The sequence below is a fragment of the Undibacterium sp. YM2 genome, from assembly GCF_009937975.1.
In the GTDB taxonomy this organism is placed as follows: Bacteria; Pseudomonadota; Gammaproteobacteria; order Burkholderiales; family Burkholderiaceae_D; genus Undibacterium.
Genome location: NZ_AP018441.1, coordinates 273815 through 292698, shown reverse-complemented (window position 1 = coordinate 292698; position 18884 = coordinate 273815). Strand labels below are relative to the sequence as shown.

Annotated in this window: 16 protein-coding genes and 1 pseudogene; 6 read left to right on the top strand and 11 right to left on the bottom strand. The window is 52.6% G+C overall.

The annotated features are described in order from the left end of the window. Positions 1–158: 158 nt before the first annotated feature. The 7 genes and pseudogenes from UNDYM_RS01355 to UNDYM_RS01325 all read right to left on the bottom strand — a co-directional run bounded on the left by UNDYM_RS01355 (position 159) and on the right by UNDYM_RS01325 (position 8291). Positions 159–1223, bottom strand: coding sequence for a branched-chain amino acid ABC transporter permease (locus UNDYM_RS01355; protein ID WP_162044400.1), 1065 nt, complete (start codon positions 1221–1223; stop codon positions 159–161). Between the two features lie 12 nt (positions 1224–1235). Then, a pseudogene (locus UNDYM_RS01350) lies at positions 1236–2266 on the bottom strand (branched-chain amino acid ABC transporter permease). 16 nt (positions 2267–2282) lie between these two features. Beyond that, complete coding sequence (locus tag UNDYM_RS01345; RefSeq protein WP_162039425.1) at positions 2283–3008, bottom strand: ABC transporter ATP-binding protein; 726 nt, start codon at positions 3006–3008, stop codon at positions 2283–2285. Beyond that, the gene (locus UNDYM_RS01340) at positions 3001–3798 is read right to left on the bottom strand and encodes an ABC transporter ATP-binding protein (RefSeq protein ID WP_197740968.1); all 798 of its coding nucleotides are present in this window, start codon (positions 3796–3798) and stop codon (positions 3001–3003) included. The genes UNDYM_RS01345 and UNDYM_RS01340 overlap by 8 nt, the downstream gene beginning before the upstream one ends. A gap of 2 nt (positions 3799–3800) precedes the next feature. Beyond that, the gene (locus UNDYM_RS01335) at positions 3801–5000 is read right to left on the bottom strand and encodes a substrate-binding domain-containing protein (protein WP_162039424.1); all 1200 of its coding nucleotides are present in this window, start codon (positions 4998–5000) and stop codon (positions 3801–3803) included. Positions 5001–5098: 98 nt separating this feature from the next. Beyond that, on the bottom strand, positions 5099–5971 hold the full coding sequence (locus UNDYM_RS01330) for an alpha/beta fold hydrolase (RefSeq protein WP_162039423.1): 873 nt from the start codon (positions 5969–5971) through the stop codon (positions 5099–5101). 25 nt (positions 5972–5996) lie between these two features. Beyond that, positions 5997–8291: a TonB-dependent receptor gene (locus UNDYM_RS01325; RefSeq protein ID WP_162039422.1), complete on the bottom strand. Its 2295-nt coding sequence runs from the start codon at positions 8289–8291 to the stop codon at positions 5997–5999. A gap of 260 nt (positions 8292–8551) precedes the next feature. On the opposite strand from UNDYM_RS01325, the gene UNDYM_RS01320 reads away from it, so the two are divergent. From UNDYM_RS01320 to UNDYM_RS01310, 3 genes are all read left to right on the top strand, one after another. Next, on the top strand, positions 8552–9469 hold the full coding sequence (locus UNDYM_RS01320) for a LysR family transcriptional regulator (protein WP_162039421.1): 918 nt from the start codon (positions 8552–8554) through the stop codon (positions 9467–9469). 99 nt (positions 9470–9568) lie between these two features. Further along, positions 9569–10150 carry a sigma-70 family RNA polymerase sigma factor gene (locus UNDYM_RS01315; protein WP_162039420.1) on the top strand — a complete coding sequence of 194 codons (582 nt, stop codon included), beginning with the start codon at positions 9569–9571 and terminating at the stop codon, positions 10148–10150. Further along, positions 10150–10887, top strand: coding sequence for an anti-sigma factor domain-containing protein (locus UNDYM_RS01310; RefSeq protein WP_162039419.1), 738 nt, complete (start codon positions 10150–10152; stop codon positions 10885–10887). Before UNDYM_RS01315 ends, UNDYM_RS01310 begins: the two co-directional genes overlap by 1 nt. A gap of 96 nt (positions 10888–10983) precedes the next feature. On the opposite strand, the gene fahA is transcribed toward UNDYM_RS01310, so the two are convergent. Together fahA and hmgA are read right to left on the bottom strand one after the other, a co-directional pair. After that, positions 10984–12315 (bottom strand): fumarylacetoacetase, encoded by a 1332-nt coding sequence (gene fahA / locus UNDYM_RS01305; protein ID WP_162039418.1) that lies wholly within the window; start codon positions 12313–12315, stop codon positions 10984–10986. Next, positions 12316–13635 carry a homogentisate 1,2-dioxygenase gene (gene hmgA / locus UNDYM_RS01300; RefSeq protein WP_162039417.1) on the bottom strand — a complete coding sequence of 440 codons (1320 nt, stop codon included), beginning with the start codon at positions 13633–13635 and terminating at the stop codon, positions 12316–12318. A gap of 179 nt (positions 13636–13814) precedes the next feature. On the opposite strand from hmgA, the gene UNDYM_RS01295 reads away from it, so the two are divergent. After that, positions 13815–14720, top strand: a complete 906-nt coding sequence (locus UNDYM_RS01295; RefSeq protein WP_162039416.1) for a LysR family transcriptional regulator — start codon at positions 13815–13817, stop codon at positions 14718–14720. Between the two features lie 117 nt (positions 14721–14837). Further along, a complete protein-coding gene (locus tag UNDYM_RS01290; protein ID WP_162039415.1) occupies positions 14838–15974 on the top strand; it encodes an alpha-hydroxy acid oxidase in 1137 nt (378 codons plus the stop codon). Between the two features lie 4 nt (positions 15975–15978). Here the strand turns inward: UNDYM_RS01290 and UNDYM_RS01285 are convergent, their stop codons facing one another. Together UNDYM_RS01285 and UNDYM_RS01280 are read right to left on the bottom strand one after the other, a co-directional pair. Next, positions 15979–17256, bottom strand: coding sequence for a carbohydrate porin (locus UNDYM_RS01285; protein WP_162039414.1), 1278 nt, complete (start codon positions 17254–17256; stop codon positions 15979–15981). A 307-nt stretch (positions 17257–17563) separates the two neighbouring features. Further along, positions 17564–18046 (bottom strand): Hsp20 family protein, encoded by a 483-nt coding sequence (locus tag UNDYM_RS01280; protein WP_162039413.1) that lies wholly within the window; start codon positions 18044–18046, stop codon positions 17564–17566. 244 nt (positions 18047–18290) lie between these two features. Here UNDYM_RS01280 and UNDYM_RS01275 point away from each other — a divergent pair, with 244 nt between their 5' ends. Next, complete coding sequence (locus tag UNDYM_RS01275) at positions 18291–18842, top strand: thymidine kinase (protein WP_162039412.1); 552 nt, start codon at positions 18291–18293, stop codon at positions 18840–18842. Positions 18843–18884 lie beyond the last annotated feature (42 nt).

Sequence of the window (18884 nt, the reverse complement as noted above, 5' to 3'; positions counted from 1 at the left end):
AAGAAAGGGATTCGGCCGCCGGGCCGAGACCCGGCCTGGTTCTACGAAGGGCAATCGTTTTAATCAAAGTACGGCAATGCAACGAACGCCACTAGACTCCAGCCTACGCTGGAGCGACGACATGTAGATTACCGCTTATCGACATACCGCGTGAGTAGTCAATCCCTCTTCCCACTGCCCCTCAATTTCCCCACTATCCCCACCGGAAAAAAATAAATCGATACCACAAACAATACCCCCAACCACAACATCCATCGATCAGGATGCAAGGCATTCGCCAGCAGCGGCACATCAGACAAAGACGACGAGGCCACCCCCATCAAACTCTTCAAATAATTCTGCGCCAGTATGAACAAGGTTGCCCCAACTACAGCCCCATACATCGTCCCCATGCCACCTATTACCACGATCAATAAAATGTCTGTCATGACTTCAAAGCTCAGCATGGTCTTGGGCCCGACATAACGCAACCACAAAGCCATCAGTGCACCCGCAATTGCCGCAACCAGGGCCGCTATGCAATTCGCCAGGATGCGGTAATACACGGTACGGTAACCCAGTGCCTCGGCACGAAAATCATTTTCGCGTATGGCCTGCAAGACCCGGCCAAAAGGGGAATTGACGACGCGCAGCAAGAACAGGAATAACAGGGCGCAACCTATGAACACGATGTAATAGGTGATCACCTTGCCATCGACAACCCGGCCAAATATCCCCATCTCAAACAAGCGGTAAGCAGGAGACAGCAAAGCAGGCACGCTGAACGTCTTGCCGTCTTCGCCGCCGGTAAAATCCGATAATTGGGAAGCCAGCACAGCAAAGGATGAGGCAACCGCCAGCGTGATCATGGCGTAGAAAATTGCCCGCACACGCAAGGCAAACAAGCCGACGATCAGGGCCAGCACCAGCGTCACCAGCAATGCTGCCAGCAAACCCACGGCAGCCAGCCCCCAGGATGGCGCACCACTGGCCAGCGCCAGACCTATGCCGTATGCACCTATACCAAAAAACATGGTATGAGCAAAAGAGACTATGCCGGTATAACCCAGCAGCAGGTCATACGAAGCAACCAGCACGATATAGACACAAATAGTGGCAGCAGTATTCAAAGGCCTTGCACCGCTGGTGATGAAGGGGGCACAAGCCAGTCCAAAAAATATCGCTACCAGGATCAGCCCCAGCCAGCGGTTACGCGGAAAATCATCCGACAGGATTTGTTTCATTGCATTCATGTCTTAACGCCTTACCACGGTGTACAAGCCAGTCGGACGCCACAGCAACACGGCGATCATCAGCAAGATATTCGACACCAGCGCCAGCTTGGGCACCAGGAAGCCAGCGTAATTGGCGACCAGCGCCATCAGCAAGGCACCGATAAAACAGCCGCCTACCGAACCCAGGCCACCAATGATGATGACGATGAACACCATGACCATGATGTCGCCGCCCATGGCTGCGGTCAGGCTTTCTTTGTATAAGCCCCACATGACACCACCGAGGCCAGCGAGTGCCGAACCGGCAGCAAACACCAGCACGAACAGGCGGCGTATGCGGTAACCAAGTGCTTCTACCATCTCGCCATTTTCTACCCCGGCACGTATCAGCAAACCCAGTTTGCTGCGGTTCAGTACCAGGAACATCGCAACAAATACCAGCAAGCCAACCACGACGGCGATCAGGCGGTATTTTTCTATGGCGGCATCGCCAAGCAGAATGGAGCCGCGCAAGCTGGTCGGCAAGGGTAGCGGGATTTGCTCTGCCCCCAGATGACATTGATCATCTGTTCTGCAACGATCATACCGCCCATGGTGATGAGGATTTGCTTCAAATGTTGACCATATACGGGCATGATGATGACGCGCTCGAAAGCCCAGCCCAGCAAGCCGGTTGCCAGCATCGCCAGCAGTATAGCCAGGCCCAGTGCTGTCAGGTTCATGAGCAATGAGTCCGCCTCCATCCAGCCGTGCATGGGCAATAAAACCAAGGTGGCAACGAAAGCACCAACGGACACAAAAGCACCGTGGCCAAAATTCAATACATCCATCAAACCAAAGATCAGGGTCAGGCCGCTGGCCATGATAAAGATCATCATGCCCATGGCCAGGCCTGCGACGGTCAGGGTGACCCAGGTCGGAAAGCTGCCCACCAGCGGCAACATCAGCAAGGCCAGGGCTGGCACCAGGACCAGTGGCCAGATATCGCGAGGCGCTGTCGGCAGGCTGGCGACTTCTGGCTTGGCCGTATTATCCAGAACAGTATCTGTCATTATTCTTCCTCTTGCTTTATTGATGCGCAGCCAGCGACAGGCCAAGCAAATGCTGTTGCAAGTCATTGTCATCAGCCAAGGCCTGCATGCCGCCGGTATGCACGACCCGGCCATCATCCATGACGGCAACTGTATCCCCGAGCTTGCGCACGAAATTAAAATTCTGCTCGACCAGCAAGATGGTGGTGTCGCTGGCTTTCAATTCATTGAAGGCTGCCATGAGGCTGAGGATGATGGCAGGTGCCAGGCCCTTGGTCGGTTCATCCACCAGTATCAGTTTGCGCGGCTCAACAATGGCGCGGGCAATCGCCACCATTTGCTTTTGGCCACCAGACAGGTTGCCGGCCGGGTAGTTCCAGAATTTTTTCAAAGCGGGGAAGAAACCGCATATCCATTCAACACGCTGATTATCGAGCGGGCCATTGCGTGCAGCCAGCAACAGGTTTTCCTTGACTGTCAGGTCTGAGAATATCGCCATGCTTTCTGGTACATAGGCAATGCCCAGTTGAGCGATATCTGGCGTTGCCATGGCAGTGATATCGCGGCCATCGAAATGTATCTTGCCCTTGCTGGCTTTCCACAAACCCATGATGGTACGCAGAGTCGTGGTCTTGCCTGCACCGTTGCGGCCCAATAAAACCGAGAGGCCACCGCGTGGTACCTGCATATCGACACCTTGCAGGATATGGTATTCACCGATATGGGTATGCACACCGGTCAGTGTCAGTATGGCTTCAGACATGTTGCTCTTCCCTGGTTTCCGGGGCTACGCCCAGATAGGCCTCTTGCACGATGGCAGATGCCATGACGCTGACAGGTTCACCATCAGCCACCAAAGCACCGTTATGCAGGACGATGATGCGGTCAGCCAGTGAACGCACGACATCCATCTTGTGCTCAACCAGCAAAATGGTTTTCTTGCGTTCGGCCTTGACCTGATGGATCAGGTCAAGCACCACTGGCACTTCATCGACGCTCATGCCAGCCGTGGGTTCATCGAACATCATGATTTCTGGTTCCAGCGCCAACAAGATCGCGACTTCTAATTTGCGTTTGTCACCATGTGACAATGCAGATACCTTGTCTGACCTACGGTCTGCCAGCGCAACCTTATCGAGATAATGTTCTGCCCGCTTCAAGAGGCTGGCATGGGATGACCAAAGAGAAAAAATATTCAAGCCAAGGCCTGCCCTGCTTTGCACTGCCAGCCTGACATTTTCCATGACGGATAAATTCGGGAAGAGATTGGTCAGTTGAAAAGCCCGGCCTATGCCCCTGCGTGTGCGCTCAGCCGCACCCTTGGCTGTAATATCCAAACCAAACAAATGTACGCTGCCTGAGCTGGCTGGCAATTGACCAGACATCAAATTGAAGTAAGTGGTTTTACCCGCACCGTTAGGGCCGACGATGACAGTCAGCGTACCGGGATAAAAGTCTGCCGTGACCTGGTTGACGGCCACATGGCCGCCAAACCGTATGCTGAGGTCTCGTGTAGATAGCGATGGTGCACCACTCATAGCTTCGCCTGCCATCATCAGCGCTTGTTCTTGACCGGGACTGGCAACTCACTGGCGGGGATTTCCCTGACCAGTTCCAGCAAATCCCATTCATTCTTCTGGTCTTTCTTGATCTTGAAATGGTACATGGCTTGCATGGCCTGGTGATCTTCCTTGCGGAAATTCATCTTGCCTTTAGGTGTATCAAACTCCATGCCTTCCATAGCCGTGATGAGTTTTTCAGTATCCGTGGATTTGGCTTTGCTGATGGCTGTATAGACTGCGCTGGCAGCAGCGAAGCCTCCGGCAGTAAAGAAATCAGGCGGTGCCTTGTAGCGCTTGGTATGTTCAGCTACAAACCAGTCATTTATCTTATTTTTGGGGAAGTCGTAGTAGTAATAAATTGCACCCTGGGTACCTGTATAGGTTTTCCAGTTTTTCATGACAGGCAGGATATTGCCACCGGGTGCCAGGGTGATGCCAAAACGCTCTGGCTTCATGTCTGCCAGCTTGTTCATGGGATTGGCACCAGACCAGATGATCTGCAGCACGCGCGGCTCAGGCTTGTCCTTGAGCGCATCAAAAATACGTTGCGCGGCAGCGGTAAAGTCTGTGGTATTTTGTGCTGCATATTCTTCATGCACGACTTTTGCCTTGGCTCCGACCGTGCTCAGGGCTTCTTTGGCGGCCTTGACGCCATCACGGCCAAATGCGTAATCCTGCGCGAGGAAGGCGATACTGCCGCCAGCCTTGATAGTGCTGGCACCAGCCAGGCCATCCTGAGTGGAGTTACGGCTGGTGCGGAAGATGTAACGGTTCCATTTTTCACCGGTAATCGCATCTGCTACTGCGGGCTCGACGATGAGGATCTTTTTGTATTCTTCAGCGACTGGCAGCATGGCAACGGCAGAACCGGATGAACTGGTGCCGACTGCAATATCAGCCTTGTCATCACCAAAGGCTTCGGCCAGGGCCGTGCGGCCCAGGTCAGGCTTGCTCTGGTCATCCTTGACGATGACCTTGATCTTGCGGCCATTGATTTCCATCTTGCCGCCGGTCAGGTACTCCAGGCCCATCATGAAGCCGACTTCGGTTTCCTTGGCGTAGGCTTCGAGCTGGCCAGTCTTGCCAGCGATTAGCGCGATTTTCAGATCCTGTGCAAAGCTGCTGGCTGAAGTGAAGGCAGCAGCCATGGCGAGTGCCAGAGAGGCTAGTTTGAGGTGTTTTCCTGCTTGCATGTTGTCTCCTGCTTTTTATGTGGTGGTGTTGCACTCATGTTGTCAGTGGCACTTTTCGTGCTCTTTTTGACTCTGTGCATAAGCATACTGCAATTCGCCTAATCGACTGCGGCTAAAAATTCCCTGATGGCTTTTTGTGCCTGCGCTTCCATGAGCATGGGTGCGTGGCCCACGCCATTGACTTCTGCATATTGCATATCAGGTGCCAGGTTTTGCATATAGACGAGCTGTTCAGGCTCGACCAGGTCTGACAGATCACCGCGTATCAGCAGCGTTGGCCGGTTTCTGGCAAGACGGCGAAAAGCAAAATTGGCGACCCAGGATTTGCTTTTCAACTGCCCGGTTTGCAAAGGGCGGGCAATGTTAGGATCATATTGCAGCACCAGCTTGCCATCGATATTCTGAACAAAAGCCCGCCTGGCCCACTTCGCCCATTCTTCCATGCTGTTGTCAGGAAAAGCAGACACATTCACCTGGCGTATGTAGTGTGTGGCCTCATCCCAGTTTTGCACTTCCACAGTTTTGCCAGCAAACCCGGCGATCCTGCCCAAGCCTTTGGCGGACAAGGCAGGCCCAACATCATTAAGGACAGCAGCCGCAATCAAATTCAATTTGCGCGCTGCCACCGTCATCGTGATGAGGCCACCCATGGAAGTACCTATGAATACCGCCCGGCCTATGCCCAGGTCACGGGCGAGTTTGATGACATCATTGGCGTAGGTGACAGTATTGTAGTGCTCAGGGTCGGCGTCATGCTGGGAACGTCCTCGCCCCCTGACATCGACTGCAATCACACGTCTGCCCTGTTCTGCTATCCACGGTGCCAGTTCTTCAAAATCGCCAGAATTACGGGTCAGGCCGTGGATGCAGATGACGGCACATTTGGCCTGCCCGCCCTGCGAGGCATAATCCCGCGCATACAGTTGCAGGCCATCGGTACTGGTAAAGCTGATGTCAGTGAAAGTAGTCACTCAATTTCCTCTCGCTGTCACCGGGCTAGAAACGGTATTCCACCGTAGCCGAGACTGTCCTTGGGTTACCATAGAAGGCTGTCGTGCTGCCTTCGAGACCCAGGGTTGGGAACAAATAACCAGCGACCTTGTACTTGGTATTGCTGAGGTTCTTGCCATGCAGGCCAGCACGCAGGCGCTTGTCGGTGCTGGTCCAGACCAGGCTGGCGTCCCACAGCGAATAGGCATCCTGATCAAGCAGGGCATTGGGTGTCTCGAACTGATTCGTCGCACCGCGATAGGAATAACTGGAGATCAGTGACAAGGTACCGTTCCTGCCAATCATATTCAGCGGCCAGTCATAGCTGGCAGTCAGGTTGGCTGATTGCTTCGGTGTATTCTGGAATACCTTTTGGCTGGCGACATCGACACCGGCGACAATGAATTGTGTATATTTCGCATCGATATAACTGAACATGCCGGACAGACGGAAGGCATCGGTAATACGCGCAGTTGCTTCCAGCTCAAAGCCCCTGATGCGGGCCTTGCCTGCATTGGTGGTAACACCGGCGAAGTTATCATCCTTGCCGTCACCATCGGTATCGACCGCGACGGAACCGGGTATTTGCACGTTCTTGTAATTGCTGAAGAACAGTGCGGCATTGGTCATGATGCGGCCCTTGTCGAACTGTGACTTCAAACCCAGTTCCACAGTTTCGATTTCTTCTGGCTCGTAACCCATTTTTGCCTTGGCCAGACTGATCTTGGTGCCAACCACATTCATGCGCGGATCAAAACCACCACCCTTGAAGCCTTGCGACCAGGATGCATAGACATTGTTATTGGCATTGGCTTTCCAGTTCAATGACAGGCGGGGTGTGAACTTCGTATCGGTACGGTCCAGATCGCTCTTGGTCAGATTGGTGTCTGTGCGGAACAGCACTGCACCGGGGTTGCCCATTTCAGGTGAACCCTTGGTACCCAGATATAGCTGGCGCAAGACTGCGGCCTGACGTGTGTCCGAGGTATAACGGCCACCGGCTGATACGCTGATCGTGTCTGACAAATTCATGCTGCCATCGGCAAACACAGCCCATGCCTTGGTATCGACATCGCCCATGGTATACACGGACAGCGGCAATGCACCATTGAGCAGGGTGTCGAATTTGTTATAGGCATTGGCATCAATGTAATACACACCGGCCACACCCTGTATGGTCTTGCCGCTATAACTGAGTTGTAATTCCTGGCTGAACTGACGGTTCTTGTACAGTGCAGGTGCTTCCAGATCGACTGTCGGCAGAGAATCAAAATCGATAGGTGCATAGGAAGTATCGCGACGGCTGGCGGTAATCGATTTCAGTGTCAGCTCATTATTGATCTGCCATTCCACCAGCGCAGAAGCGCCGGTCTGTTTGACTTGCTGGAGATGGCCGAGTGCCGAGGTCAGATTGGCGCGGGTATCAAAAACATTGTCAAGTATCGGTGCCTTGCTGAGGTTGCCCACCGTCAGGCGGTAGCCATTCTTGGGGCTGGAATCATCCTGGCTGGTATCTGCCGATACGCGGATGAACAGATTGGAATTCGGTGTGAATTCTGCGCTTAGGCGTGCAGCAGCAACGTCCTTGTCATAATTTTCTGCCCCGGTCAGCAGGTTCTTGCCAAAACCGTTGCGCTTGAATTTTGCCAGACTGGCGCCTACCCGCAGGGTATCGGACACGGGTGTACTGGCCGTCAAGACCGCATCGGTCTGACCATAAGTACCTACCGTGGCTTTCAGGCGTACATCGGTTTCTGGCTGCAGTTTTCGTGTCACATATTTGACGGCACCACCTATGGTATTGCGGCCATACAAAGTACCCTGAGGGCCACGCAAGACTTCTATGCGTTCTACATCATAGATATCAGCGACTGCGCCTTGCGGGCGGGCGATATACACATCATCGAGATAAATGCCGACGCCAGCTTCAAAGCCAGCCAGCGGGTCTTGCTGGCCAACGCCGCGGATAAAGGCGGTCAGCGTCGAATTGGTGGCGCGCGATGCTTTCATCGTGGTATTCGGCAAGCTTTGCACCAGGCCGACGATGTCGGGTACTGCGGTTTTGGAGAGCTGGTCAGCAGAGAAAGCAGTGACTGAAACAGGCACGTCTTGCAGGGATTCTTCGCGGCGACGGGCAGTCACGACTACCGTGGTTGGCTCGGCATTGGCTGCTTCAGTCGTTGCCGGAGGCGTTGTTGTTTGTGCCTGGCTGATGCCACTGCCTGCAACGGTACCTGATGCGACCAACAATGCTGCAGCGGACCGACGTAAGAATTTCTGCTTTCTCTTGCTCTGGTTCATTTCTGTCTCCTGTATTTTTTATGTGCGCCTTATACATTGTTGTATGTCGCATGGCAGGCAGTGTGCACGGAAAGAAAAAACCCAGAAAGCGCATGTACGCCCACCGTTTGTGCATAAATGCACATCAGAGTGAAGATAGAGCAATTAAAACTGCCCAGTTGTTGTGCAAAACCCGCATTTCTTGGTTTCTTGCAAAGCAGAAATGGCAAATGAGCTGTTGCCGTATGTGCTTTGCCGCACAATTGGTGCACAATGAGCGCATGAATAGCATGCCTGAATGGACTGACCTGCGTTACTTTCTGGAGCTTGCCCGCGCTGGCACGCTGTCTGGTGCATCCCGTCGCCTGGGCGTGGAACATACGACAGTAGCGCGCCGCATAGACCGGCTGGAGAGCCAGCTGGGCTCCACCCTGTTTGACCGCAGCCGCGAAGGCTATGAGCTGACCGAGATGGGACATGCCCTGCTCCCACATGCCGAAGCCATGGAAAGCGCCGCCCTGACTGCCACTGATCAACTGGGCGCTGCCAGCGTCTCTGCCCATGGTGTCGTACGCCTGGGCGTGCCGGAAATGTTTGGCACCCTGGTGATTGCCCCCTTGCTGGTACATTTGCTCAAAGACCATCCCGAACTAAGTGTCGATTTATTGGTACAACCACGCTTTGCCAACCTGGCAACCCGTGAGGCCGACCTCGGTGTCATGCTGGACCCGCCGAATACCGGGCGTTATGTGTTTACCCGACTGGCGACTTTTCGCCTGAACCTGTACGCCTCGCCAGATTATCTGGCGCGCCACCCGCCAATACGCAGCGAAGCAGACCTGGCTGAGCATGAATTTGTCGATTATGTACAAGACCGCCTGGCCAGCAATGAACTCAACTTCCTTGACAAGCTGGGCTTTACGCCAAAAAGGCGCTTGTGCTGCACAGGCATGATGGCGCAATGCGAAGCGGCAGCGGCTGGCATGGGCCTGATCATGGCACCGCCATATGCCATCCCGGCTAGCGGTACTCTGGTACCGGTTTTGCAAGACAGTTTCTTTACCGAGCGTTCTTACTGGCTGGCTGCACCCAGTGACTTGTACCGCCTGCAAAGAGTGCGTGTGGTCTGGAATCTCTTGCGTGAATATGCCGAGCAACACCCTTCCCTGTTTATGCATACGGAAAGCAACAAATCCTGATACACGCACTGTGTACAAATTGGAAATCGACTAAAATCAGCGCATCACTACCCACGTCAGCCTTATCACTTATAGGGCCAGCCAAGATTGGATAAGCAATTGCCCACTGTCGCTCTGGATACCAACCAGTTACAAAACTGGCTAGCCGCCGTCGCCCGCAAAGACGCTCAGGCATTTAAATTACTATATGACGCCACTTCAGCGAAACTGTTTGGCTTCGCGCTGCGTATATTAGTTAAGCGTGAGTTGGCAGAAGAGGTTTTACAAGAGAGTTTTGTCAACATCTGGAATAACGCGGGCAGTTATCAGGCCGGTCTGGCAGCACCAATGACCTGGATGACAACGATAGTGCGCAATCGCGCTTTCGATCTGCTGCGCCGTGTTGATCACGACGTAGAAATCGATGCTGATAATTTTGATATGGGAATCATGCAAGCCATGGAAAGCACTGAACCGACACCAGCACAGACGCTGGAATTGACACAGGATGCCAAAGCACTGGCGTCTTGCATGTCACGTCTGGAAGGCTTGCACAGGCAGGCAATGGCGATGGCATTTTTCCATGATCTGTCACACAGTGAAGTGGCAGAACACATGAAACTGCCGATAGGCACGGTAAAAACCTGGATCAGGCGCGGACTCGACAAATTGCGCACCTGCCTTACACGTCTGGAGGCATGATGAATTTGCACCAGATAAAAAATAATCCGGCCCTGCAAGAAAAACTGGCCTCTGAATATGTGCTGGGCACCCTGCGCGGTGGTGCACGCCGCCGCTTTGAAGCCTGGCTCAAACAGGATGCGGCCCTGCGCCAGGTCGTAGGTAAATGGGAAGCGCATCTGGTTCCCATGGCCGAATTCGCACCTGCCGTCACAGCACCGGCATCCGTCTGGCCAGCACTGGAAAAGCGCCTGAACCTGAGCACCACCAAAGATCCATTTGCCTACTGGCGCAACTGGGGCAAACTGCGCGAAGACCTGGCATTCTGGCGTGGCCTGGGCATGTTCTCAACCACCGCCGCCGTGGTGCTGGTATCCGTCTTGCTGAGCAAACAGGCGGATCAACAGCAGCCAACACCACAAGCCAATTATGTCGCCACTTTGTCAGATGACAAGGCACAGGCTATCGCAGTGATTACCGGCGACAGCAAACGCGGCCAGTTACAGATACGCATGGTGACAGCGCAAAACATCGCTGCTGACAAGAGCCTGGAATTATGGGCAGTGGGCAAGGATGGCAAGGTCAAATCACTGGGCCTGGTCGCCGACAAAGGCATTATCACCCTGCCCATGCCTAAAGACATGACCGCAGACAGCGTGCCTTTGCTGGCAGTAACGCTGGAACCCAAAGGTGGTTCGGGCAATCCTGAGAAACCATCTGGGCCGATTATATTCAAGGGTAACTGGGTGCAGATTTAATTAACACCACATTTGACTGGCTTAATTGGCATGAATAAAAACGGGACTGAAAAGTCCCGTTTTTTTACTTGCAGAAAGTCAAAGTCAATCGGAAATTTACGTCCTGGCTGGCAACAAAGTCCCCACCACCTCACCAAAGCCTATGCGCGCACAACCTTCTTTCTGTGCCCAGCCGCGCATGATGATGGCATCGCCATCTTCCATAAAAATACGCTGCTCACCATTACTGAAAGTCAGTGCCTTCTTGCCGCCTTCAGTGAGTTCCAACAGGGAACCGGCTTCCTCAGCCAATGGACCGGATTGCGTACCCGAGCCCAGCAAATCACCAGGATTGAGATTGCAACCATTGACAGTGTGATGGGTAATCAACTGCGCTATCGTCCAGTATGAATGGCGGAAATTCGACAAGGACAAACGCTCGGCAGGTGCGCCTGCTGCACGCATTTTTTCTGTCTGCAACAAGACTTCGAGTTGTATATCGAAAGCACCGCTGTCACGTAAATCTGGTGCATCCAGATATGCCATGGGTTGCGGGTCTTCTGCATCGCGGGTCCAGGCATGGCGGTACGGTGCCAGCGCTTCCAGCGTCACCACCCAGGGGGAAATGGTAGAGGCAAAATTCTTGGCAAGGAATGGACCTAGCGGCTGGTATTCCCAGGCCTGCACATCGCGGGCTGACCAGTCATTCAACAGGCACAGGCCAAAGATATGCGACTCTGCCTTGTCCATATTGATGACATCGCCAAGCGCATTGCCGGGGCCGACGAAGATGCCGATTTCCATTTCATAATCCATGCGTTTCGCAGGGCCAAACACTGGAGTCTCTGAAGTAGGCGGTTTGGTCTGGCCTACCGGGCGGCGGAATTGCTGGCCTGATACACCGATAGATGAGGCGCGGCCATGGTAACCAATAGGTACCCATTTGTAATTCGGCAGCAAAGGATTATCCGGGCGGAACAATTTGCCAACAGCGGTCGCATGATGAACGGATGTGTAAAAGTCGGTGTAGTCACCAATCTGCGCAGGCAAGGCAAATTCTGCCGCACTTTGCGCCAGCAGGCAGGCTTGCAAGGCACCTTGCAGATTTGCACCTTCACGCAAGACACGCGACAGGGCCAGGCGCAAGGCTGACCAGACTGGCGCACCCAAACCCATCAGGGCATTGAGGTTGCTGGCATTGACGGCATTACTGAAATGCCCGCCCTGCAATTCGGTATAACCGGCAAAAGCATGGGCAGCGTGTGCCGCTGCCAAATCAAGTATCTGGTCACCAATCGCAATACCGATGCGAAATGCCTGGTTGCTGCCCTGGCGACGAAACACGCCGTAGGGCAAATTCTGCAGCGGGAAATCCGTGCCAGCCTGATTGGCGGATGCTACCCAGCTGCGCAAGCCTGCATCATGGGTTTCATTAAGTTGTACCGTCATTTATTTTTGCTCCGGATTAAAATTTTTCTTGATGCCTTGCCAGCACTGGTAATAGTCTGCCTGCAATTGCGGCGCTTCCATGGCGGCAAGGGTAGGTTTGATGATATTACGCGTTTCTATCATGAAGGCCATCGTATCATCGACTTTATGTGGTTTGCTGGTATTTGCAGCGGATGCCTTGTCAAAAGTTGGCGCATCCGGGCCATGGCCGCTCATGCAATTGTGCAGGCTGGCACCACCGGGACGAAAGCCGGTAGATTTGGCATCATACTGACCATGGATAAGGCCCATGAATTCGCTGGCGATATTGCGGTGGAACCAGGGTGGGCGGAAAGTATTTTCTGCTGCCAGCCAGCGTGGCGGGAAAATCACAAAGTCTATGGTATCCACACCCGGCGTATCACTGGCCGCCTGCAAGACCAAAAATATCGATGGATCAGGGTGATCGTAACTGATGGAACCTATGGTATTGAAGTGACGCAAATCATATTTGTAAGGCGCAAAATTGCCATGCCAGGCGACCACATCCAGAGGTGAATGGCCTATTTTTGCCGACCACAGATTACCGCTGAACTTGGCCAGCAATTCAAAATCACCTTCTTTGTCTTCATACCAGGCAACCGGTGTCTGGAAATCACGCGGGTTGGCCAAGCCATTGGAACCGATGACGCCAAGATCAGGCAACTTCAAGATGGAGCCAAAGTTTTCGCAGACATAGCCGCGCGCTTCGCCATCGGGCAATTGCACCTGGAAGCGCACGCCACGCGGTATCACGGCGATTTCTTGCGGCTCTATATCGAGCAAACCCATTTCTGTGCGGATATGCAGGCGACCCTGCTGGGGGATGATGAGCAGCTCAGCATCGGCGTCATAAAAGAAACGTGACCTCATGTCGCGGTTGGCTGTGTAGATATGGATGGCACAACCTGTCTGGGCATCAGCCGAACCATTGCCTGCCATGGTCATCCAGCCATCGATGAAATCCGTTGCCTCAGTCGGCATGGGCATTGGGTCCCAGCGCAATTGATTTGGCGTTGTTGGTGTTGCTGCAAAATCGTTAGTCATGCGGCCATTGCTGACTTGCTTAAACGGCTGGTGCATCGCTGCCGGGCGTATGCGGTAAAACCAGGAACGACGATTGACATGGCGCGGGGCGGTAAAGGCTGTACCGGAGATTTGCTCGGCATACAGGCCATAGGCGCATTTCTGCGGGGAATTCTGGCTCTTGGGCAGGGCGTCTGGCAATGCCTCTGTCGCGAATTCATTCGCAAAACCGGTCTGGTAATGAAGTTGGACTTCTCTTGCATCGTGCTTGCTCATGGCGTTTCCTGCAATGTGAGTTTTGTACAGTTGCACTTTAATGCAAAGTTTCCCGTTTTACGATATAAATACAAAAATGTACTACATTCATAATATCAATAATACTGCACAATAATGCTGGACAATAATACTGGACACTGATGCTGGACACTGACGCTGAACAATAAGACTGGAACATTATGCTGGAACCCAAAGACATAGACCTGAACCTGCTGGTGATCTTCCAGGAAGTCTATCAAGACCGTCAGATATCTTCTGTGGCCCGCAAGCTGGGCCTGTCGCAGCCAGCAGTCAGCAATGCCCTGGCACGGCTGCGGCGCAGCTTTGATGATGAATTATTTGTGCGTACGGCAACAGGCATGCAACCGACGGCGCTGGCAGAGCAACTTGCCGAGCCTGTGGCGCTGGCACTGACCCACATCACCCAGGCACTGAACCGGCAAGAGAGTTTTGACCCTGCCAGCAGCAAGCGCCATTTCACGATTGCCATGACCGATGTCGGTGAAGTGTATTTCATGCCTATCCTGGCAGAGCATCTGCATAGCCTGGCGCCACAATTACAATTATCCACCGTACGTGCCAGTGATATCGATTTAAAAACAGAAATGGAGTCTGGCCGGGTTGATCTGGCGATAGGCGCTTTTGATCATTTGTCCGATGCCTGGTATCAGCGCCGTTTGTTCAGGCAAAACTATGTTTGCATGTTCCGGCAAAGCCATCCACTGGCGGCAGACAGGCTGGAGATGAAGGATTTCCTGGCGGCGCGACACTTGATTGTTGCATCGAGGGAAAATCCTTATGCCAAAGTCAACCAAAGCCTGGAGAAAGCCGGCATCAGTGCCGCCAGCCATCTGCGCGTGCCGCATTTCGTTGCCGTTCCGTACATAGTCAGTTGCAATGATTTATTGGTAACCGTGCCACAAAAACTGGCGGAGCGTGCTGCCGCACCGTTTGGCTTGCGCTATGTCAAATCCCCCTTGCGCTTGCCTGCCCTGCAGACCAATATGTTCTGGCACAGGCGTTACAATCAGGATGCAGGCAATCAGTGGATGCGCAGCCTTATTTCCGATCAATTTCTTGAGTGAAGCTGTGTGACAAGGGCAATGCTGAAAATCCTTCATGTAAACTCTGAAAGCTTTTCTGCCATGCAATGTAGCTTATCCCCTACACTTGTAGAAATAATTAATCAGCTGGAGTAAACCATGCCCGTCATTACCTGTGTAGAAGACCTGCGCCTGCTTGCCAAAAAGCGCGTCCCAAAAGCTTTTTATGATTATGCAGACAGCGGTTCTTACACAGAATCGACTTACAAGGCCAATACCAGCGATCTGGCAGCCATCAGGCTAAGGCAGCGGGTTGCCATCAATGTAGAACACCGTAGTACCCGCACTACCATGATAGGCCAGGAAGTAGCCATGCCGGTAGCAATAGCACCGACCGGGCTGACAGGCATGCAATGGGCCAATGGTGAAATGCTGGGAGCGATAGCGGCAGAAAAATTCGGCATCCCCTTCACGCTATCGACGATGAGCATCTGCTCAATAGAAGACGTGGCCAGCGTCACCACCAAGCCTTTCTGGTTCCAGCTGTATGTCATGCGTGACCGCGGCTTTGTCAAAGAACTCATACAAAGAGCAAAGAACGCCAAATGCTCAGCCCTGGTACTCACGCTGGATTTGCAGATTCTGGGACAGCGCCATAAAGACTTAAAAAACGGCATGTCGGTGCCACCCAAGCTGACGCTGGCAAACGTCATCGACCTCGCCACAAAACCAGCCTGGGCCCTGCGTGCGCTGACTGGCCGCAAGACTTTTGGCAACCTTGTAGGCCACGTCAAAGGTGGCGATGGCATAGTCACGCTAAGCCAATGGACGGCCAGCCAGTTCGACCCAACGCTGAGCTGGGATGATGTGGCGTGGATCAAGAAAGAATGGGGCGGCAAGCTGATACTCAAAGGCATACTCGATGTCGAGGATGCCAAACTGGCGGTCGCTGCTGGTGCTGATGCCATCGTCGTCAGCAATCACGGTGGCCGCCAGCTTGATGGTGCGATGTCATCGATACAGGCATTGCCAGCAATCGTCGATGCGGTGGGTCATCAGACCGAAGTCTGGTTTGACGGTGGCATACGCACAGGACAAGACATACTCAAGGCCACTGCCCTGGGTGCCAAGGGCAGCATGATAGGCCGCGCCTTTTTGTATAGCCTGGGTGCGATGGGTGAGGCAGGTGTCACGACCATGCTGGAAATCCTGCAAAAAGAACTGGATGTCAGTATGGCCTTGACGGGGACCAAAGATATCCGCGAAGTGAATGCATCGAATATCATCCTGCCCTGAAAGCTTAAAATGCGATTTCTGTCCTCAGGCTGAATACCCAGGCATTTTTCAGCCTGGCATCCATATTTGGATTGAAGACACATTGCACGACAGGTTGCAGTACCAACCAGGGGCGCACTTGCATTTTGTAAGTCGCCTCCAGTATGGATTCAAAATTGTCAGCCTTGTTGAGCTTGCGGTATTTTTCACTGGCGCGAGCATAGGTCATACCCAGCGCCAATTGATCTTCACCCCGCCCCTCGAAAGGGCCGACGTAGTTGAGACCCAGATTCACTGACCAGTCAGACTGGTTGATGTCTATTTGCGCCGTACCAAAGCGGAAAAAACCTTGCAAACCCTGACCAGGATGTCCGGCTTTAGGTAGCAGGGTGCGCTCGGTCAAAACATACCAGCCAAAATTCTTGCGTTGCACAGCTTTGCCGTTTGCATCCAGACTGCTGAGATCAGCATAACCAGCGCTGTAACGCCACATGCCTACGGCAGTTTTGTTGAGGGCTTTTTCATCGCCACCCGGTTTTTCGCCATAATGTCCAGCCTCGGCCATGAGCAGGATGCCGTCGCCTTTATCAAATTTAATATGGCTGCCGCGCGGATTGGCCGGGTCACCGGGAACACCATCAAGCATGGCCATTTGCACATAGCTATTTTTGTCTGCGGACTTGTAGCGCAGGCGCGTGCCAAAGGATGCCATGGGGTAGATAGGCGGCCCATTCTTGCCAGTCTGACCGACAGAAATATTCATACCCATGGCAGGTTGTAAAAAGACGCCTGAGCTGTCGGTCACATAGAATTCAGAATCTATTGCATACAGGCCGACCAGCACAGCCAGCCTGTCGTCCAGCATGCTTTTTTCCAGCCATAGTTCAGAGAACTGGGCAGTATTGGTTTTGACTTCGATATTATCGACACCGATGAAACTGCCGACTTTTTGTATATTCGGTTTGCCACCCAGTTCGCTATGGTATTGGGTGTAGGCAGTCCAGCCCTCCCATCCCATCAGCTTGTTCAGGTCGAGGCGTATCCTGGCATCGGTATACGATAGCCATTTAGTGCCGGTGGCAATGCCACCACTCTGGTTGCGCACGATGTCGCTACGATGCGTGAAATCCAGACTGATACCCTGGTCCAGCCAGGTCTGGCGCTGGCCATTCCAGTCGCCTGTGAGGGTAGTCAGATTCAAGTCGGTGCCATCTTCCGCTGCATGAGCGGGGATTTGAAAAGCACAGTTCAGACATAGCAGCAGTCCCATCGAGAAAATGCCAGACTTCAGGGTCTTTCTCATAGGCAGCTCTATAAAATTTATTCAGGCATCAGGGTGTCATCACCAAGCCGGATGTCACGATCAGGTCATAAAAGTATGGTCTTTTATTGCTGATCAAATTACGCTAAGTCCCTGATTTTGGGCGCTATTCTACCCAAAATTTACTGGCTTGCCTGTAAAAATTTTGTAAACTTTCGCTGAGGCTTTTTTTTAAAGTTGCAGATAGTAAAAAAGCATGGGCAAGCCCATGCTTTTTTACTTCATTTTTGGAGACTGGCCCATGTGTACGCACGGGCCAAATTTATTGCTTGATATTGCTTAATATCGCTTATGCAACCTGGCGTTGCAATTGGTTTTGCACCTGAGCCTGCTGTTCTACCAGTTGCAGATTCTCGGCATCGATCAGGATGCGGCGTGGTTTGTGTGCTTCAGGAATTTCACGCACCAGTTCGATATTCAGCAAGCCATTGTCGAGGCGGGCACTAACAACCTTGACATGATCAGCGAGGCGGAAACGGTGTTCAAAATCACGTGATGCTATGCCACGGTGCAGGAAGTTGCGTGTGCCTTCTGCCTTTTGGCGGCGGCCTACAATTTTCAGGGTATCGCGCTCGGTTTCGATGTCGAGTTCACTGCGATCGAACCCGGCAACTGCCATGGTTATTGCATATTTATCTTCTGCAATCAACTCGATATTGTAGGGGGGATAGCTGGGTGCATTTTCTGTACGCTGTGCGTCATCAAACAATTGTGCGAGACGGTCAAAACCGATAGCGGAACGGTACAGAGGAGCGAAGTCAAAATTACGCATGATAATATCCTTATAAATTGAAGCGATATAAATTAAATGTTTAGAAACTCTTTTAAAAAACCAGTGCTATTACTTCCTTGGCAGACCTCGCATTTGAGCATCTGCTGGGTAGAAAATGGTACTGGTACAAGGAGTTTCAAGAGCTTTTTATAAAAAAATTTTACTTCAATAAAATTGACAATAAATCGACTGTCTTCATCAACAAGATTGACAACAGTCCATCAGGAACCAACAGGAAACAGGCATGGCCAAGCTCTACTTCAGATACTCAGCAATGAACGCCGGAAAATCCACCGCACTTTTGCAGGTGGCACACAATTATGAAGAGCAGGGACAAAAAGTCCTTCTCTATACTGCGGCCATAGACAACCGTTACGGTGCAGGTAAAGTCACTTCACGTCTGGGTCCACAAAGACAGGCAGAAGTTTTTGATAGCCATTTTGATTTCCTGGCAGAAACGCCCAAGGTCAGTTGCGTGCTTGTGGATGAAGCGCAATTTCTTTCTGCTGACCAGGTACGTCAACTGCATCAACTGGCACAGGTTCGTGGTGTGCCAGTGATTTGCTACGGCTTGCGCAGCGATTTTTTGGGCGAGCCATTTACCGGCTCGGCATATTTGCTGGCGCTCGCAGACGATATAGAAGAATTAAAAAACATCTGCGCTTGCGGCAAGAAGGCCACGATGAATATCCGCGTTGATGAAAATGGCCGACGCATGAAATCTGGGGAGCAAATTGATATCGGTGGGAACGAGCGTTATCAACATGTATGTGGTCGTTGTTTTTACGCTGGCTAACAATAATACGCAGTCCCCTGAAACAAAAGAGCAGGCCTTAGA

Excerpts from the sequence above, each read along its gene's own strand:
- UNDYM_RS01355 (WP_162044400.1), bottom strand. The coding sequence starts at position 1,223 with ATGAAACAAATCCTGTCGGATGATTTTCCGCGTAACCGCTGGCTGGGG.
- UNDYM_RS01345 (WP_162039425.1), bottom strand. The coding sequence starts at position 3,008 with ATGTCTGAAGCCATACTGACACTGACCGGTGTGCATACCCATATCGGT.
- UNDYM_RS01340 (WP_197740968.1), bottom strand. The coding sequence starts at position 3,798 with ATGGCAGGCGAAGCTATGAGTGGTGCACCATCGCTATCTACACGAGAC.
- UNDYM_RS01335 (WP_162039424.1), bottom strand. The coding sequence starts at position 5,000 with ATGCAAGCAGGAAAACACCTCAAACTAGCCTCTCTGGCACTCGCCATG.
- UNDYM_RS01325 (WP_162039422.1), bottom strand. The coding sequence starts at position 8,291 with ATGAACCAGAGCAAGAGAAAGCAGAAATTCTTACGTCGGTCCGCTGCA.
- UNDYM_RS01320 (WP_162039421.1), top strand. The coding sequence starts at position 8,552 with ATGAATAGCATGCCTGAATGGACTGACCTGCGTTACTTTCTGGAGCTT.
- UNDYM_RS01310 (WP_162039419.1), top strand. The coding sequence starts at position 10,150 with ATGAATTTGCACCAGATAAAAAATAATCCGGCCCTGCAAGAAAAACTG.
- fahA (WP_162039418.1), bottom strand. The coding sequence starts at position 12,315 with ATGACGGTACAACTTAATGAAACCCATGATGCAGGCTTGCGCAGCTGG.
- hmgA (WP_162039417.1), bottom strand. The coding sequence starts at position 13,635 with ATGAGCAAGCACGATGCAAGAGAAGTCCAACTTCATTACCAGACCGGT.
- UNDYM_RS01295 (WP_162039416.1), top strand. The coding sequence starts at position 13,815 with ATGCTGGAACCCAAAGACATAGACCTGAACCTGCTGGTGATCTTCCAG.
- UNDYM_RS01290 (WP_162039415.1), top strand. The coding sequence starts at position 14,838 with ATGCCCGTCATTACCTGTGTAGAAGACCTGCGCCTGCTTGCCAAAAAG.
- UNDYM_RS01285 (WP_162039414.1), bottom strand. The coding sequence starts at position 17,256 with ATGAGAAAGACCCTGAAGTCTGGCATTTTCTCGATGGGACTGCTGCTA.
- UNDYM_RS01280 (WP_162039413.1), bottom strand. The coding sequence starts at position 18,046 with ATGCGTAATTTTGACTTCGCTCCTCTGTACCGTTCCGCTATCGGTTTT.
- UNDYM_RS01275 (WP_162039412.1), top strand. The coding sequence starts at position 18,291 with ATGGCCAAGCTCTACTTCAGATACTCAGCAATGAACGCCGGAAAATCC.